At 67.9% G+C, this 15,731-nt stretch carries 15 protein-coding genes; 7 read left to right on the plus strand and 8 right to left on the minus strand.

All coding sequences use genetic code 11. The features are described from left to right. Positions 1-22 precede the first annotated feature (22 nt). Positions 23-1,291: an NADH:flavin oxidoreductase gene (locus ACK8HH_RS02270; protein ID WP_006894179.1), complete on the minus strand. Its 1,269-nt coding sequence runs from the start codon at positions 1,289-1,291 to the stop codon at positions 23-25. Then, positions 1,288-1,869, minus strand: coding sequence for a TetR/AcrR family transcriptional regulator (locus ACK8HH_RS02275; RefSeq protein WP_412475505.1), 582 nt, complete (start codon positions 1,867-1,869; stop codon positions 1,288-1,290). The genes ACK8HH_RS02270 and ACK8HH_RS02275 overlap by 4 nt, the downstream gene beginning before the upstream one ends. 114 nt (positions 1,870-1,983) lie before the next feature. Here ACK8HH_RS02275 and lpdA point away from each other — a divergent pair, with 114 nt between their 5' ends. Further along, on the plus strand, positions 1,984-3,369 hold the full coding sequence (gene lpdA, locus ACK8HH_RS02280) for a dihydrolipoyl dehydrogenase (RefSeq protein ID WP_006894183.1): 1,386 nt from the start codon (positions 1,984-1,986) through the stop codon (positions 3,367-3,369). Positions 3,370-3,460: 91 nt separating this feature from the next. Beyond that, positions 3,461-4,336, plus strand: a complete 876-nt coding sequence (locus ACK8HH_RS02285) for a DNA-3-methyladenine glycosylase family protein (RefSeq protein WP_006894184.1) — start codon at positions 3,461-3,463, stop codon at positions 4,334-4,336. 30 nt (positions 4,337-4,366) lie between these two features. Here ACK8HH_RS02285 and ACK8HH_RS02290 read toward each other — a convergent pair whose 3' ends face one another. From ACK8HH_RS02290 to ramB, 6 genes are all read right to left on the minus strand, one after another. Beyond that, the gene (locus ACK8HH_RS02290) at positions 4,367-5,020 is read right to left on the minus strand and encodes a hypothetical protein (RefSeq protein WP_045537540.1); all 654 of its coding nucleotides are present in this window, start codon (positions 5,018-5,020) and stop codon (positions 4,367-4,369) included. A gap of 18 nt (positions 5,021-5,038) precedes the next feature. Beyond that, complete coding sequence (locus tag ACK8HH_RS02295) at positions 5,039-5,398, minus strand: cupin domain-containing protein (RefSeq protein WP_006894186.1); 360 nt, start codon at positions 5,396-5,398, stop codon at positions 5,039-5,041. Then, entirely contained in the window at positions 5,385-6,197 is an 813-nt protein-coding gene (locus ACK8HH_RS02300) for a class I SAM-dependent methyltransferase (RefSeq protein ID WP_006894187.1), read from the minus strand. Before ACK8HH_RS02300 ends, ACK8HH_RS02295 begins: the two co-directional genes overlap by 14 nt. Positions 6,198-6,270: 73 nt before the next feature. Next, entirely contained in the window at positions 6,271-6,915 is a 645-nt protein-coding gene (locus ACK8HH_RS02305; RefSeq protein ID WP_006894188.1) for a class I SAM-dependent methyltransferase, read from the minus strand. Continuing rightward, a complete protein-coding gene (locus ACK8HH_RS02310) occupies positions 6,912-7,463 on the minus strand; it encodes a carboxymuconolactone decarboxylase family protein (protein WP_006894189.1) in 552 nt (183 codons plus the stop codon). Before ACK8HH_RS02310 ends, ACK8HH_RS02305 begins: the two co-directional genes overlap by 4 nt. 27 nt (positions 7,464-7,490) lie before the next feature. Further along, positions 7,491-8,900, minus strand: coding sequence for an acetate metabolism transcriptional regulator RamB (ramB, locus tag ACK8HH_RS02315; protein ID WP_062366224.1), 1,410 nt, complete (start codon positions 8,898-8,900; stop codon positions 7,491-7,493). Positions 8,901-8,977: 77 nt separating this feature from the next. On the opposite strand from ramB, the gene ACK8HH_RS02320 reads away from it, so the two are divergent. From ACK8HH_RS02320 to ACK8HH_RS02340, 5 genes are all read left to right on the plus strand, one after another. Continuing rightward, positions 8,978-9,751 carry a hypothetical protein gene (locus tag ACK8HH_RS02320; protein WP_052692381.1) on the plus strand — a complete coding sequence of 258 codons (774 nt, stop codon included), beginning with the start codon at positions 8,978-8,980 and terminating at the stop codon, positions 9,749-9,751. Positions 9,752-10,114: 363 nt separating this feature from the next. Then, the gene (gene aceA, locus ACK8HH_RS02325) at positions 10,115-11,407 is read left to right on the plus strand and encodes an isocitrate lyase (protein WP_006894192.1); all 1,293 of its coding nucleotides are present in this window, start codon (positions 10,115-10,117) and stop codon (positions 11,405-11,407) included. Between the two features lie 158 nt (positions 11,408-11,565). Further along, entirely contained in the window at positions 11,566-12,447 is an 882-nt protein-coding gene (locus tag ACK8HH_RS02330; protein WP_006894193.1) for a 3-hydroxybutyryl-CoA dehydrogenase, read from the plus strand. A gap of 9 nt (positions 12,448-12,456) precedes the next feature. Further along, positions 12,457-14,778 (plus strand): 5-methyltetrahydropteroyltriglutamate--homocysteine S-methyltransferase, encoded by a 2,322-nt coding sequence (metE, locus tag ACK8HH_RS02335; RefSeq protein ID WP_412475506.1) that lies wholly within the window; start codon positions 12,457-12,459, stop codon positions 14,776-14,778. A gap of 203 nt (positions 14,779-14,981) precedes the next feature. After that, positions 14,982-15,671, plus strand: coding sequence for a hypothetical protein (locus tag ACK8HH_RS02340; protein ID WP_006894195.1), 690 nt, complete (start codon positions 14,982-14,984; stop codon positions 15,669-15,671). Positions 15,672-15,731 lie beyond the last annotated feature (60 nt).

The following is a 15,731-nucleotide window of genomic DNA, read 5'->3' on the forward strand; positions in this document are numbered from 1 at the left end:
GCGGTCCGCGCGACGGCCGGAATCAGCCTGCGGCGGTCAGCGGATCGGGGACCTCTCCGGTCCGGATCGGGCAGCGGGTGTGGGAGTAGATGGTCGGCATGCAGAGGTTGCAATGCACGCACTTGCTGCGGGTGGACGGGTCCGCCTCGATGAGGTGCGGCAGATCCGGCTCGCGCAGCAGCGCGCGGCCCATCGCGACGAAGTCGAAGCCCTCGTCCATCGCCGTCCGCATCGATGCGTGATCGGTCACGCCGCCGAGCAGGATCAGCGGCAGGGACACCGCCCTGCGGAGTTCGCGGGCGAGCGGAAGCAGGTAGGTGTCGGTGTACGGATAGTGCTTCAGGAACAGACGGCCGCCGAGCTTCATACCGGTCTTGACCGGTCCGGCCATCGCCTCGGCGAACGATTCCAGCGGCGGCTCGCCGTGGAACAGGTACATCGGATTCAGCAGCGAACTCCCCGCGGTGGGCTCGATGGCGTCGATGAACCCGTCGCTCTCGAACAGTTCGGCGTATTTGATCGCATCGTCGAGATTGGTGCAGCTCCAAGGTCTGCCACCGCGTCCGCGGGCGGGTTTGCCGAGGCCGTCGAACATGTTGAGCTTGGCCCAGACAGCGGCCTCGTCGCCGACCTCGTTGCGCACCGCTTCGAGGACTTCGCGGGCGAACCGGGCGCGATTCACGGCCGAGCCGCCGTATTCGTCGCGCCGGTGGTTCAGCAGCGGTGACATGAATGCGCTGAGCAGGTAGTTGTGGCCGCAGTGGATCTCCAAGCCGTCGAACCCGCTGTCGACGGCCAGCCGCGCGGCGGTGGCGAACTTGCGCACCAGTCCGGGGATGTCGTCGCGCGCGACCTTCGCGGTCAGCGACATGCCCATCGGCGCGGGGATCCGGCCCGGACCGAGCGCCGGAAGCCTGTTGGACACGGCGTTCGCGACCGGCCCGGCGTGCCCGAGTTGAGCTGCGGCCAGAGCGCCTTCGGCGTGGATCGCCGAGGTGAGCCGCTGCAGGCCCGGGACCGCCTCGGGCCGCATCCAGATCTGATGGCGGTCGGTGCGGCCTTCGGGCGCGATCGCGCAGTAGGCGACCGTCGACATCGCCGCGCCGCCCGCGGCCACCTCGCGGTGGAACTCGATGAGCTCGTCGGTCACCAGTGCGTCGGGCGTCATGGCCTCGAAGGTCGCGCACTTGATGATCCGGTTCCGGAGCGTGAGCGGTCCGAGCACAGCTGGGCTCAGCGGGTCGTTCCCGGCTCTCGGTGCGGGATCTTTCGGATTCGGGCTGGTGGTCATCGAATGCCTTTCGGTAGGCCGGCGAGGCCGGCGATGAGGAAGTCGGACAGGGCTGCGACGTTGTCGGGGGAGATCTCCCGGGGTGCGGCGAACTCGGTCATCATCAGGCCGAACGCGAAGCGCCAGCGGCGTCGTGCGACGTCGGGGTCCAGGCCGGGCACGGTGGCGGTGAGCAGTTCGGTCCACACGTCGAGCTGGAACCACCGGCTGTCCCACGGCGCTCGCGGATGAGTGAGCACGAATTGGGCGAGGGTGCGGACCAGGGGTGCGGTCTCGGGGGCGGCCTGCAACGCGATGAGCGGGTCGAGAATCGCCTCGACGATGTCGGTGACGGTGCGCGGACCCGCTCGGAGTGTGTCGAGCTGGTCGGACCATTCCGGTTCGAGGCGGTCTTGGAGCAGCGCGGCGACCAGCGACTCCTTCGATCCGAAGTGGTAGTGCACGGCCGCGGGGTTGGCGCCGGCCTCGCCGCACACCGCGCGCACCGACAGGTCGTCGTAGGGCACGGCGGTGAGGAGTCGTTCGGCCGCGTCCAACAGGCGCGAGCGTGTGGTGGCGGCAGTCGGGTCGACGGGCATCTGTTGAGCAGATCACATTTCAATCAGCGTTTCAATCACTGATTGAATTGTGATGCGTGACTGAGCGTGACCGGACACCTGCGTGGCACACAGGGGAGAAGTACGCTGAACTGCGTGGCTGAACATTTTCAAACAGTTGTCCTGGGAGCCGGTCCCGGTGGGTACGTGGCCGCGATCCGGTCCGCCCAGCTGGGCATGAAGACCGCCGTCATCGAAGAGAAGTGGTGGGGAGGTGTCTGTCTCAACGTCGGGTGCATCCCCTCGAAGGCGTTGCTGCGCAACGCCGAACTCGCACACGTCTTCAATCACGAGGCCAAGACCTTCGGTATCAGCGGTGAGGTGAGCTTCGACTTCGGAGCCGCCTTCGACCGCAGCCGCAAGGTGTCCGACGGCATCGTGAAGGGCGTTCACTTCTTGATGAAGAAGAACGGCATCACCGAGATCGACGGATACGGCGTCTTCCGCGACGCTGAGACGATCGTCGTCGGAGATCGGGAGATCACCTTCGACAACGTCATCATCGACACCGGTTCCACCGTCAAGCTGCTCCCGGGCGTCGCGCTGAGCGACAACGTGGTGACCTACGAGACGCAGATCCTCACCCGCGATCTGCCCGGCTCGATCGTCATCGTGGGTGCCGGCGCCATCGGCATGGAGTTCGGGTACGTACTCGCCAACTACGGCGTCGACGTCACCATCATCGAGTTCATGCCGCGCGTGCTGCCGAACGAGGACGCCGACGTCTCGAAGGAGATCGCGAAGGCCTACAAGAAGCTCGGCGTCAAGATTCTCACCGGCACCGGTGTGCAGAGCGTCGACGACAACGGCGACAACGTCACGGTGACGTACAAGGACGCCAAGGGCGCCGACGGAAGCATCACCGTCGACAAGGTCCTGATGTCGGTCGGCTTCGCTCCCCGGGTGGAGGGCTACGGCCTGGAGAACACCGGTGTCGCACTCACCGACCGCGGCGCCATCGCGATCGACGACCACATGCGCACCAACGTTCCCGGCATCTACGCGATCGGCGACGTGACCGCCAAACTGCAGCTGGCCCACGTGGCCGAGGCGCAGGGCGTCGTGGCCGCCGAGACCATGGCCGGCGCCGAGACGATGACGCTGGGCGACTACCGGATGATGCCGCGCGCCACGTTCTGCCAGCCGCAGGTCGCGTCGTTCGGTCTCACCGAGGAGCAGGCCGAGGCCGAGGGCTACCGGATCACCGTCTCCAAGTTCCCGTTCAGCGCCAACGGCAAGGCTCAGGGCCTGGCCGCCCCGGCCGGCTTCGTGAAGCTCATCACCGATGCCGAGACCGAGGAACTGCTCGGCGGCCACCTGGTCGGCGACAACGTCTCCGAGATGCTGCCCGAACTGACGCTGGCGCAGAAGTGGGACCTCACCGCTCGTGAACTGGCCCGCAACGTCCACACCCATCCGACGATGAGCGAGGCTCTCCAGGAGACCTTCCACGGCGCGATCGGTCACATGATCAACCTGTAGCGACACCCGCTCAGATCCGCTCGGCGAGGGCGCCGCACCGACACCCGGTGCGGCGCCCTCGCGTCTGCGGTCCGCGCGCACAATGGGTGGCATGCTGCAGCGCGAGTGGACGCCCGGATGGCGTGTTCCGGTGCGCGCGATGCTCTCACTGCACCGCCGGGGGCGGGCCGATCCGGCGTACCGGGTGGCGACCGACGGATCCGTGTGGCGCGCGGTCCACACGCCCGACGGTCCCGGCACGCTCGCGGTCGCGGGCCGCGCCGACGGTTCGGTGCTCGCCCGGGCGTGGGGGCCCGGCGCGGGCTGGCTCGTCGAGAACGTGCCGGCGATGCTGGGTGCGCACGACGACCCCGCGGCGCTGACCCCCCTCGATCGGGCGGTCGCACGTCTGGCGGAACGGGTTCCCGACCTCCGCATCGGGCGCACCGACCGCGTCTGGGAGGCCCTGGTGGCGGCGGTCTTCGAACAGAAGGTGGTGGGCGACGAGGCCTACCGGGCCTGGCGCTATCTGCTGACCCGATACGGCGACCGCGCGCCCGGTCCGGTCCCGGCCGACATGAGGGTGCCGCCGCCGCGCCCGAGGTGGCGGGAGATCACCGAGTCGGACTGGCACCGGAGCGGGCTCGAACCGGTGCGCGCTCGGACCGTCAGAGCCGCCGCGACGGTCGACGTGGAGCGGAAGGCGGACCGCCTCACCGCCCTTCGCGGCATCGGCCCGTGGACCGCCGCGCACACCCGGATACGCGCGGTCGGTGACCCGGACGCGGTCCCGGTGGGCGACTATCACACTCCGTCGGTCGTCGGACTCGCATTGATCGGCGAGCGGGTCGACGACGACGGGATGCTGGAGTTGCTGGAACCGTATGCGGGCCAACGCTATCGGGTGATCCGGTTGTGCGAGCTGGGTGCGGGGATGCCGGCCCGTCGCGGACCGCGGATGCCGGTGCGCGACTACCGCTCGTTCTGACATCCGAGTCAGCGTGCAGGGGTGCGAACTTCAGGGGGTGCGAACTGCAGGAGTGTGAACTCCGGACAACCGCAGCACGAGTTCGCAGTCGCCGGCCGAATCGGGCGAGACGTCGACGGCATAGGCGCCTCCCAGTGCCGGCGACGCCTGCTCGAGTGCGAACTCCACCGCGCCGCGGACGATGCCGTGGGCGATCTCGGGGTTACGTGACGCGATGCTCTGCAGCGGGCAGCCGCAGACCGACAACTGGTGCTCGCCGAATGCGCTGAGCGCATCGGTCACCCGGAAGCCGAGCCGCGTCAGCATCGCCTCGACCACCGTCACCGGGTCGGGGACAGCGACCGCATCGATGTCGGCGCCACGCCGGCCGCGTGCCCAGAGTCGGCCGGTCTCCGCGGCGACCCGTTCGCGTTCGGCCTCGGTCTCGCCGATGCGGCGCAGCAGCAGGTGCACGAGTTCGTCGGCGGACGGGGCGGGCACGATGCGGTAGACCACGCGCGGCCGCCCGACGCCGCGGGGTTCGGTGGTCTCGGTGACGGCCGAACCCTCGTCGACCAGGTTGTTCAGGTGGAACCGGGCGGTCGTGACGTGAACGCCCAGCGCATCGGCCACCTCATGCGCGTCCATTCCGTCCGGGGCGTCGGCGAGGAGCGCGCGGGCTCGGTCTCGAGGGCGCACGGGCATGGCGACCCCCTCCTGATGTCAGCTTCCGTGGATCATCACCAGTGTTACCGCACCGTCGGTGACCGCGTGCAGCGAGTGGGTCACCCGGGCGTCGACCCGGATCGCGGTGCCGGGTTCGAGCCGGACGGTGGCGCCCGCGACCGTGAAGTCCACGGCGCCCGACTGGCCGAGCACCACGATCGGGTGGGCGGCGAGGTGGTCGGGCATCTCCTGTCCCGCGCGGAAGGAGAGCCGAACGACGGTCTCGGTATCGCTCCGGTGGATCCGCTTCACCGCCGGCTTCGACCCGGTGTCCCCGGTGTTGGGTGCGTTCAGTCCGGTCAGATAGGTGAACGGCGCCGCCGCCGTCTCTCTGCCCGCTGTCTCACTGCTCGACATCGGGTTTCCTCACGATCACTTCGATGGCGGCCATCTGGTCACGGTACTTCGCGAACACCTTGCGCATCCCCAGGATCCGCTTGCGCGCCGACGGGTTGCGGGCCACGTTGAAGGCGATCCTCAGTGTCCCGGCCACACCCTCGTCGGCGATCATCCGTGCGGGTTCCAGGAGCGCCATCGGCGCGAACCGCACACGCTCGACGACGAACCCCGATCGCTCCAGAGCCTCGCGCCACTCGGCCTCGGTGAGCGGGCGGGCGTTCACCTTGATCGAGCGTGCCAGCGCTTTGCGGATCTCGGTCTTCGCGTCGTCCGGCAGGGTGTCGGGATGCAGCGACAACTCGTGCACGGCGTATCGGCCTCCGGGACGCAGCACTCGGAACGCCTCGTCGATGATGGCGGATTTGCCTCGATCGGACTGCATGGTCAGCATCGCCTCGCCGACCACGACGTCGGCGCTCGCCGCATCGAGCCCGGTGTCGTCGGCGTCGGCGTGAACCACTCGGCCGCGGTCGCCGATCGCGGCCGCGGTCAGTGCGACGGCCTGCTCATCGGCTTCCACGCCGAGGTAGCTCCGCGGCCGGCGGCCGAGGATCTCGACCGCGGTCTTGCCGAGGCCCGGTGCCAGTTCCACCACGTCGGCGCCGGCGAGCGCGGCATCGTCGAGCAAGGCGGCGGTGAGCTCGCGGCCGCCGGGCCGCAGCACGCGCTTGCCGACCTTGGCGAGCAGCCAGTGGCCGGGCAGATCCTCGTCGCGGCGGTCGGACAGAGGGAGCTCTCCTGTATGCGGATCGGACATGACCACTCCTGCCTATTCAGCGGAATAACTTCCTTTAAATAGGCTAGCCTAAGCTAGTTCGCTTGCCTAGGGGTCAGACGCGAGGTCGCCGCGCGTGAACGTATTGGCCGACGCCGGTGATGGTCTGCTCCACGTGTGTCATCCCGAGATCGTCGAACCGGTCCAGCAACTCCCGGCGCCCGAAGATCCGCAGTCCCGACAGCCCGGCGACGAGATCGGCGCCGGGGACTGCGGCGATCGACGATCGCACGGAGGTGAAGACGATCAGTTCGCCGCCCGGCTTCACCACGCGGGCCATCTCGTCGAGCACAGGGAGCGGGTCGGGGATCAGGTAGAGCGCGGCGAGGCACATCACGGTGTCGAACGACGCGTCCGGCACCGGCAGTCGGTGGGCGTCGCCGCGGACGTAGGCGATGCGGTCGTCGCGGTGATCGCGCTGCGCCTGTTCGAGCATGCTCGCGGAGAAGTCGAGGCCGACGTACCGGCCGTCGCCCGTGAGCCCCGAGGCGGCGTCCCGGCTGTAGTTGCCGGGGCCGCAGGCGACGTCGAGGACGAGCCGTTCGCCGGGCCTGGCCAGGTAGGCGCGCAGCGCGCGGTCGTAGTCCAGAGTCTGCGATCCGCCGAGGCTGAAGCCCCTGGTGAACACCGGCCGCCAGAGGCGCTCGTAGATCTGCGAGAACGCCGGGTTGCCCATGAGTCGTTGCGCCACGGAGGTCATCGGCGACCGCTTCCCCGGAACTCGTCACGCTGGACGCGGAGCGCGGTGATGGTGGTCGCGAGCCCGTCGTACTGCTCCACCAGCAGGACGAAGGCGACGGCGCGGCGCTCGTCGAGGTGCCGGCGCAGCGCCTGCCAGGTCTGATCGCCCAGGTCGCGCTCGGCGACGAGTTCGTCCACGGCCGACAGCAGGGTTCGCTCGCGGTCTCCCCAGCCGGCGTCGGGTCCCTCGAGGATCTGCTCGAACGCCTCAGCGGTGATCCCCGCGCGTGCCCCCAGACGTCGATGGTGGTCGAGCTCGTAGTCGCAGGAGCGCAGGTGGGCGACGCGGATGATGATCATCTCGGTCTCTTTGCGCGACAGTTCGCCGAACGGCATCATGCGCGACGAGTAGTGCAACCAACCGCGGAACAGGCCCCGGCTGCGGCCGAGCGTGGCGAAGATGTGCGGGTCGTCGGTGCCGGTGGCCAGGCCCATCGCGCGGACCACCAGCCAGTTCACCGGGCCGAGTTCGAGCAGAGTGCCGGGGGCGACGCGAGGTGTGTTCATGTCGACCCAAGGTAGTCCAGCCGCGGCTCACCCCGGCATGTACGGAGAAACCGTGCTGCGGTGTTCGTCGATCGCCAGATTGGCGCCGAGTTGTGGAAAGGCGCGCTGGGGGCAGTTGAGACGGTCGCAGACCCGGCACCCGGCGCCGATCGGCGTCGTTCGCGCATCGGTGCCGATCTCGGTGCCGTCGGAGTAGACGATGCGTCCGGCGTGGCGCAGTTCGCAGCCCATGCCGATCGCGAACGACTTGCCGGGCTGCCCGTACCGCGCAGCGCGCCGCTCCACGGTGCGCGACACCCAGAAGTACTCGCGGCCGTCCGGCATCTCGGTGATCTGGGTCAGGATCTTGCCCGGCGAGACGAATGCCTCGTACACGTTCCAGAGCGGGCAGGTGCCGCCGCTGGAGGAGAAGTTGAAGCCGGTGGCCGACTGCCTCTTGGACATGTTCCCGGCGCGGTCGACGCGGACGAAGGTCCACGGGACTCCGCGCAGACTCGGCCGCTGGAGCGTCGAGAGCCGATGGCAGATGGTCTCGTACGAGACGGCGTAGAAGGCCGAGAGCCGTTCGATGTCGTAGCGGAAGTCCTCGGCCGCACCGTGGAACTGCCCGTAGGGCAGCATCGCGGCGGCGGCGAAGTAGTTGGCCAGCCCCTGTCGGCCGAGGGCCAAGGCGTCGTCTGTGGTGAACCCGCCGTCGGCCACGAGTTCGTCGATCAGATCGCCGAGCTCGAGGTAGGCCAGTTCCGCGGCGATCTTGAAGGTGCGCTGGCCGGCGGAGAGCGCCGCGGAGAATTCCAGCTGGCGCCGCTCGGGGTCGAACCGGTGCAGCACGTCGTCGCCCAGGTCCACGCGCCGGATGATCCGCACGCCGTGCCGGTCCTCGAGGCGCGAGGCCAGGCCGGCGCGGATGTCGGCCGAGTGCATGCGCATCCGCGAGGTCAGGTCCTCGGCGGCCTCGTCCAGTTCGTGCACGTAGTTGCGACGTTGGTAGAAGAAGTTGCGGACCTCCTCGTGCGGGGCGCTGATGGTTCCGCGCGTGCCGGAGTCGCCGCGACCGGCCGTCGCCGCCGCGAGTTGCTCGGAGACCACGCGGTACCGCTGGTAGATCCCGACCAGTGCTTCGGCGATCGCCCGGTGGCTGCCGACCAGCGACGCCACCTCACCCGCCTCGCTGGCGGCGGGATCGAAGTCGAGGTCCTCGTCCTGCAGTGCCTCCCGCAGTTCGGCGACGAGCCGGACGTCGTCCTGCGGGTCGAAGAAGTCGATGTCGAGTCCGAACAGATCGGTGATCTTCGCCAGGACCGGGCCGGTCAGCGGCCGGTTGTCGTGCTCGATCTGGTTCAGGTACGACGCGGAGATGCCCAGCATGCCCGCCAGGGCCTGCTGCGAGAGTCCGCGGTCGGCGCGGAGCCCGCGGATCCGCCCGCCGACGAACATCTTCTGGCCGGCCGGGTGTTCAGTGCTCACGCGATGTGCCTCCCTCCCCGCGGCTCTCCGCCGGGTACGGTGCCGGTGTGCTTCGCTCCATTCTGTCCCGTTCCGCACTCGCCCGTACCACCGCACTCGCGGCCGCCTGCGCTGGTCTGATCGGCGTCGCCGGATGCGGGGACGGCAGTGCGCAGGAGCCGACGTTGCCGAGCCTGCTGCTCACCAGCGATCAGCTGCCGCCGGACTTCACCGCGGTTCCGATGATGGTCAACGATCTGATCGTGTCGAATCGCAGCACGCTGGAACAGTCGAAGACGGTGGCCTTCACCCCGCCGGAGTGCGCGCCCACCGCTGATGCCGAGTTCAATCCGCAACTGACCGAGGACAACTCGGCTCTGCTGGTGGCGCGCTCGGACACCGGAGTCTTCAGTGAACTGCTCTCTAGCGTCCGCCGCGACATCGATGCGGACCGTCGTGCGACGACGGGCCCGTGCGCGGTCGTGACGGCGGTTCCCAGCAAGGGCACGCTGGCCGGGGCGCACATCGTGACCACGACGGTGGAACTGCCCGCGCTCCGCGACTCGGCCGTGGAGCAGTCGTTCCTGGTGCGCAGCGATTCGGTGACCACGCTGCCCGGCGGCGCCGTCCGCGCCCGCGCGGGTCTGATGGGCAACATCCTGGTCCGGCGGCCCAGCGGCGAGACCGTCACGCTGCAGCTGGGTCTGTCGACCGACGAACGCGCCGTCAGCGAGCAGGAGCGCGCGGCGGTGGTTCCGGGTTCGGCGCTCGTCGCGGCGCCGGTGACCGACGACGAGTTCGTGCGGCTCGTTCGAGACGCCGTCACGCGTGCCGCACGCTGATCTTCCGTCCTTTCGCGCCGCCGCCGTCTGTGAAGTGCCGCACTTTCGGCCGCGGTGCCCGTCGCCGCCGAGTGCCGCGGTCGGTGTCGCGCGGCCGAGCGTCCCGCGACGAGTTTTCCCAGTACGCGCGTACTTTTTTGAGATTCGGCCCGAGAGGTTCACACATCAATATTTACAAGCTTTGCAAAACCCGTCGGTAACATGCCCGTTATTTGCATCCATGTAGGGATTGAACTGCAGGTTTTCCCTATGGCAACCTGATGTCAGGCATCGCCTCAAGGTGTCAACCGGTTCGCAAGAATCGGATGGGGCCGTAAACCCTCAAAGCACTGCGATCGAGCAGTTCTAACGAAAGCGAAGGCTATGAGCAACGTCGGAAAGCCGCGTACCGCCGCCGAGATCCAGCAGGACTGGGACACCAACCCCCGCTGGAAGGGCATCAAGCGCGATTACACCGCGGAGCAGGTCGCTGAGCTCCAGGGCAACGTCGTCGAGGAGCACACGCTCGCCCGCCGCGGCGCGGAGATCCTGTGGGAAGGCGTCACCAAGGGTGACGACAGCTACATCAACGCGCTCGGCGCACTGACCGGCAACATGGCCGTGCAGCAGGTCCGCGCGGGCCTCAAGGCCATCTACCTGTCGGGCTGGCAGGTCGCCGGTGACGCGAACCTCTCGGGCCACACCTACCCGGACCAGTCGCTGTACCCGGCCAACTCGGTGCCGTCGGTGGTCCGCCGCATCAACAATGCGATGCTGCGCGCCGACGAGATCGCTCGCGTCGAGGGCGACGACTCGGTCGACAACTGGGTCGTGCCGATCGTGGCCGACGGTGAGGCCGGCTTCGGTGGCGCTCTCAACGTCTACGAGCTGCAGAAGGCCATGATCGCCGCGGGTGCCGCAGGCACCCACTGGGAGGATCAGCTGGCTTCGGAGAAGAAGTGCGGCCACCTCGGCGGCAAGGTGCTGATCCCGACCCAGCAGCACATCCGCACCCTGACCTCGGCGCGTCTGGCCGCCGACGTCGCCAACACCCCGACCGTCGTCGTCGCCCGCACCGACGCCGAGGCCGCCACCCTGATCACCTCGGACGTCGACGAGCGCGACCGTCCGTTCATCACCGGTGAGCGCACCTCCGAGGGCTTCTACAACGTCAAGAACGGCATCGAGCCCTGCATCGCTCGCGCCAAGGCCTACGCTCCGTACGCCGACCTGATCTGGATGGAGACCGGCAAGCCCGACCTGGCCCTCGCGAAGCAGTTCGCCGAGGCCGTCAAGGCCGAGTACCCGGACCAGCTCCTGGCCTACAACTGCTCGCCTTCCTTCAACTGGAAGCAGCACCTGGACGACGACACCATCGCCAAGTTCCAGAACGAGCTGGGCGCGATGGGCTTCAAGTTCCAGTTCATCACGCTGGCCGGCTTCCACGCCCTCAACTACTCGATGTTCGATCTGGCCTACGGCTACGCTCGCGAGCAGATGAAGGCGTACGTCGACCTGCAGGAGCGCGAGTTCGCTGCCGAGGAGCGCGGTTACACCGCCACCAAGCACCAGCGTGAGGTCGGTGCCGGCTACTTCGACAAGATCGCCACCACCGTCGACCCGAACACCTCGACCGCGGCTCTGAAGGGCTCGACCGAAGAGGGACAGTTCCACTAGGAACCGACGCGACCTTCGCTTGAAAGGTTGACGATCTCGTGATGATCCCGGGGCAGTGGGGTATTGAACCCCAACTGCCCCGGGATCATTGCTAAACAGGTAGTACTCCGCCGTTCGCGCGGCGCGACACGTCAGACAACACTTCAGGAGCCTTCACAATGGCAGGTGAGAAGATTTCACGCGTCGGTATCATCGGCGCAGGTCAGATGGGTGCAGGTATCGCCGAAGTGTGTGCCCGCGCGAACGCCGACGTCCTCGTCTACGAGTCGACGCGCGAACTCGCCGCGGCCGGCCGCTCCCGTATCCTCCGCTCCCTCGACCGCGGCGTCAGCAGCGGCAAACTCACCGAGCGCGAGCGCGAGCAGGCCTCGTGGCGCCTGCGGTTCACCTCCGACCTCGGAGACTTCGCCGACCGCCAGCTGGTGGTCGAGGCGATCATCGAGGACGAGGAGGTCAAGACACAGATCTTCCGGGAACTCGACAAGGTGGTGACCGACCCCAACGCGGTACTGGCCTCCAATACCTCGTCGATCCCGATCATGAAGCTCGGCATGGCGACCGAGAACGCGAGCCGGGTCATCGGCATGCACTTCTTCAATCCGGTCCCGGTGCTGCCCCTCGTGGAACTGGTGACCACGCTGATGACCTCCACCGAGGTCAGCGAGCGCGCCGAGGCCTTCGCGCACGACGTGCTCGGCAAGCAGGTGGTCCGCTCGTCCGACCGTTCCGGCTTCGTGGTCAACGCGCTGCTGGTGCCGTACCTGCTGTCGGCGGTGCGCATGGTGGAGAGCGGATTCGCCACGGTGGAGGACATCGACAAGGCGATGGTGCTCGGCTGCGCACATCCGATGGGTCCGCTCAAGCTCACGGACCTCGTCGGGCTCGACACCGTCAAGGCGATCGCCGACAGCATGTACGAGGAGTTCAAGGAACCGCTGTACTCGCCGCCGCCGCTGCTGCTGCGCATGGTCGAGGCAGGGCGTCTGGGTAAGAAGTCCGGTCGCGGTTTCTATCAGTACGGCGACGGCGCGGCCAAGTAGGCGTGCGCCATGACACGCGCTGACGGCATCGAGTACGGGTCATCGATTCTCGGGTACCCGAGAATCGGTGCGCGCCGCGAACTGAAATTCGCGCTCGAGGACTACTGGCACGGCTCCGGCGATCGCGGGAAGCTCCTCGCCGCCGGCCGTGAGCTCGCCGAGTCGACGTGGCGTGAGCTCGCCGCCACCGGTCTCGAGCAGGTTCCGGGCAACACCTTCTCGTTCTACGACCACGTTCTCGACAACGCGCTGACGTTCGGGATGGTGCCGCGTCGCTTCGAGCCGCTGCACGCCGAGCTCGATCCGATCGACTTCTACTTCGCGATGGCTCGCGGCAAGCCCGACTTCCCGCCGTTGGAGCTGATCAAGTACTTCGACACCAACTACTACTACCGGCAGCCGGAGGTCGGCCCGGACACCGAGTTCTCGCTCGGCCGAGCGAGTTGGCTCAGCGAGAACCTGCTCGACGAGCATGCGCGCGCCGCGGAAGCGGGCATCGAACTGCGACCGATCATGCTGGGGCCGGTCAGCCTGCTGCTGATGAGCAAGCCTGCGGCCGACGCACCGGAAGGGTTCCGTCCGCTCGACCGGCTCGACGACCTGCTCGAGGTGTACATCGAGTTGTTCGAGAAGCTGGCCAAGCAGAACACCAAGTGTGTTCAGCTCGACGAGCCCGCTTTCACCTCCGACCGCACCGACGCCGATCTCGCGGCGCTCGCCCGCGCCTACGACCGACTCGGCGGCGCGGGGCTGCGTCCGCGGATCCTCGTCACCGGCGAGTACGGCGATCTGGGCCCGGCGCTCCCGATTCTCGCGGCGTCCAAGATCGAGGCGATCGGTCTCGATCTCGTGTCCGCGCCCATGACGCCGAGCATGCTGATGGAGATCGCCGGGCTCCGCCGCAAGCGGCTGTACGCGGGGGTGATCGACGGCCGCAACGTCTGGAAGGCGGCCAAGGGCGGGAAGCTCGACTACCTGCTCCAGATCAAGAAGGTGATCCCCGATCTCGTCGTGTCGACGTCGTGCACCCTGATGCACGTCCCGGTCGACAAGCTCATCGAACCCGACCTTCCCGGCGATGTGGCCGACCGGCTCTCGTTCGCCAAGCAGAAGGTCGCCGAGGTGATCGCGCTGGCGAAGGCGATCTCCGAGGGGGCGCCCGAACACTGGTACACGCGTCCGGCGACCGTCCACTTCAAGCTCAAGCACGAGGTCCGTCAACGAGTCGCCAATATCCGACCGGACCAGCGCGAACGAGCTCCGTACGCCGAACGCCGGAGGGCCCAGGCCGCAGTCCTCGGGCTGCCGCCGGTGCCGACGTGCACGCTGGGGTCGTTTCCGCAGACCGCGGACATCCGACGCGCCCGGTACTACTACGGGCAGGGTCGGCTCACCTGGGACGAGTACGCCGAGCGGCTCCGCGAGGAGATCCGGCGGGTCATCGAGTTGCAGGAGGACATCGGGCTCGACGTCCTCGTCCACGGTGAACCCGAGCGCAACGACATGATCCAGTACTTCGCCGAACTGATGGAGGGCTACGCCTTCACCCACATGGGCTGGGTCCAGGTATACGGCTCGCGATACGTCCGGCCGCCGATCCTCTACGGCGATGTGAAGCGGCGGGGTCCGATGACGATCGAATGGATCACCTACGCGCAGTCGCTGACCGACAAGCCCGTCAAGGGCATTCTCACCGGCCCGGTCACGATGCTCGCACGGTCGTTCGTCCGGCAGGACCAGCCGCTGTACGAGACCGCCGAGCAACTGGCGCTGGCCGTCCGCGACGAGGTGGCGGATCTGGAGCGGGAGGGAATCAAGATCATCCAGGTCGACGAGCCGTCGATCCGGGAGTTGCTGCCTCTGCGCGAACGGAGCCGCGAAGGCTATCTCGACTGGGCGGTCGCGGCGTTCAAACTGGCGGTCGGCGGCGCGAAACCCGAGACGCAGATCCACACGCACCTCGGCTACTCCTCGATCGCCGAAGTTGTCGAGGCGTTCAACGCGATGGACGCCGACGTCACGTCGATCGTGGCGACGCGGTCCATCGACTGGGTGCTGAGCGAACTGACCGAGCACGGCACCGCCATCGAGCGCGGGGTGGGGCCGGGGGTTTACGAGAGCCGCAGCGCGGTGATCCCGGACATCGACACGATCGACGACCGTCTCACCCGGGCCGCGTCGGCGATTCCGATCGATCGGCTCTGGGCCAACCCGGACGGCGGATTGAAGACGCGGCACTACTGGCAACTGGAACCGGCACTCCGCAACATGGTTGCTGCAGCACGCAGGTTGCGGCGTCGGATGGACGCTGACAAAGCGCCTAAGGCGTAGATTCTGCTAGCAGCGAACTAAAGGGTTGCGCTGGAGCGGACGGGTGGTAGTTGCGCAAGAAACCACGGTGAACACGACGTTTATTGCAGGCGGAAGTACTTTCAGTAGCAGTGACATCGACCACTCACACGCTCCTAGCGCTAGCATTTGCTAGCACATTGACGCACACTGGTGGTGCAAGTTAAAGCAAGCAAGGAGTTGCCATGAGCACCGCCGAACGTACTCTGCCCACCCCGGTCTACGCCGTCGTCGGCGCCGGCGACGTCGCCGTCCAGGAAGTCAAGGACGCCCTCGCCGAGCTGAAGAACCGCGCCCAGGCCTCGCGCGAGCGCACCCAGAGCCGCCTGGACGAGACCCGTAGCCGGATCACCGATCTGCCGACCGAGTTCCCGTCGATCGAGGAACTGCGCGCCAAGCTGACCGCTGACGAACTGCGCAAGGTCGCCGAGCCCTACATCGAGGCCACCACCGGCCTGTACAACTCGCTCGCCGAGCGCGGCGAGAGCGCCGTGGAGCGTCTTCGCCAGACCCCGTACGTCGAGGAGAACCTGGCTCGCGTCGAGAAGGTCTACAACGACGCCGTCGACCTGACCGAGGACGCCCTGGGCGCCGTCTCGACCCAGACCCGTGCCGTGGGCGAGCGCGCTGCCGCACTCGCCGGCCGCGCCGCCGACCGCGTCGAGGATGCGGCTGTCGCCGCCGACGAGGTCTCCGAGAAGCTGCAGGAGACCGCGGCGGACATCGAGAAGGCCGGCACCAAGGCCAAGGCCGACGCCGATGCCGCCGCCAAGAAGGTGAGCACCGCTGCCGCGCGCAAGCCGGCTCCGGCCAAGAAGGCCACCCCGGCCAAGAAGGCCGCGCCCGCCAAGAAGGCTGCGCCGACCGAGAAGTAGTTCCGGTCCGCCGAAACGGCCCCGACACTCGAGAGAGTGCCGGGGCCGATTCGTTGTCTG

The sequence above is a fragment of the Gordonia sp. LUNF6 genome, from assembly GCF_047041125.1.
GTDB classification, from domain to species: Bacteria; Actinomycetota; Actinomycetes; order Mycobacteriales; family Mycobacteriaceae; genus Gordonia; species Gordonia sihwensis.

Excerpts from the sequence above, each read along its gene's own strand:
- metE (WP_412475506.1), top strand. The coding sequence starts at position 12,457 with ATGACACGCGCTGACGGCATCGAGTACGGGTCATCGATTCTCGGGTAC.
- ACK8HH_RS02290 (WP_045537540.1), bottom strand. The coding sequence starts at position 5,020 with ATGCCCGTGCGCCCTCGAGACCGAGCCCGCGCGCTCCTCGCCGACGCC.
- ACK8HH_RS02295 (WP_006894186.1), bottom strand. The coding sequence starts at position 5,398 with ATGTCGAGCAGTGAGACAGCGGGCAGAGAGACGGCGGCGGCGCCGTTC.
- ACK8HH_RS02275 (WP_412475505.1), bottom strand. The coding sequence starts at position 1,869 with ATGCCCGTCGACCCGACTGCCGCCACCACACGCTCGCGCCTGTTGGAC.
- ACK8HH_RS02270 (WP_006894179.1), bottom strand. The coding sequence starts at position 1,291 with ATGACCACCAGCCCGAATCCGAAAGATCCCGCACCGAGAGCCGGGAAC.
- ACK8HH_RS02340 (WP_006894195.1), top strand. The coding sequence starts at position 14,982 with ATGAGCACCGCCGAACGTACTCTGCCCACCCCGGTCTACGCCGTCGTC.
- ACK8HH_RS02310 (WP_006894189.1), bottom strand. The coding sequence starts at position 7,463 with ATGAACACACCTCGCGTCGCCCCCGGCACTCTGCTCGAACTCGGCCCG.
- ACK8HH_RS02285 (WP_006894184.1), top strand. The coding sequence starts at position 3,461 with ATGCTGCAGCGCGAGTGGACGCCCGGATGGCGTGTTCCGGTGCGCGCG.
- ramB (WP_062366224.1), bottom strand. The coding sequence starts at position 8,900 with ATGTTCGTCGGCGGGCGGATCCGCGGGCTCCGCGCCGACCGCGGACTC.
- ACK8HH_RS02305 (WP_006894188.1), bottom strand. The coding sequence starts at position 6,915 with ATGACCTCCGTGGCGCAACGACTCATGGGCAACCCGGCGTTCTCGCAG.
- aceA (WP_006894192.1), top strand. The coding sequence starts at position 10,115 with ATGAGCAACGTCGGAAAGCCGCGTACCGCCGCCGAGATCCAGCAGGAC.
- ACK8HH_RS02300 (WP_006894187.1), bottom strand. The coding sequence starts at position 6,197 with ATGTCCGATCCGCATACAGGAGAGCTCCCTCTGTCCGACCGCCGCGAC.
- ACK8HH_RS02330 (WP_006894193.1), top strand. The coding sequence starts at position 11,566 with ATGGCAGGTGAGAAGATTTCACGCGTCGGTATCATCGGCGCAGGTCAG.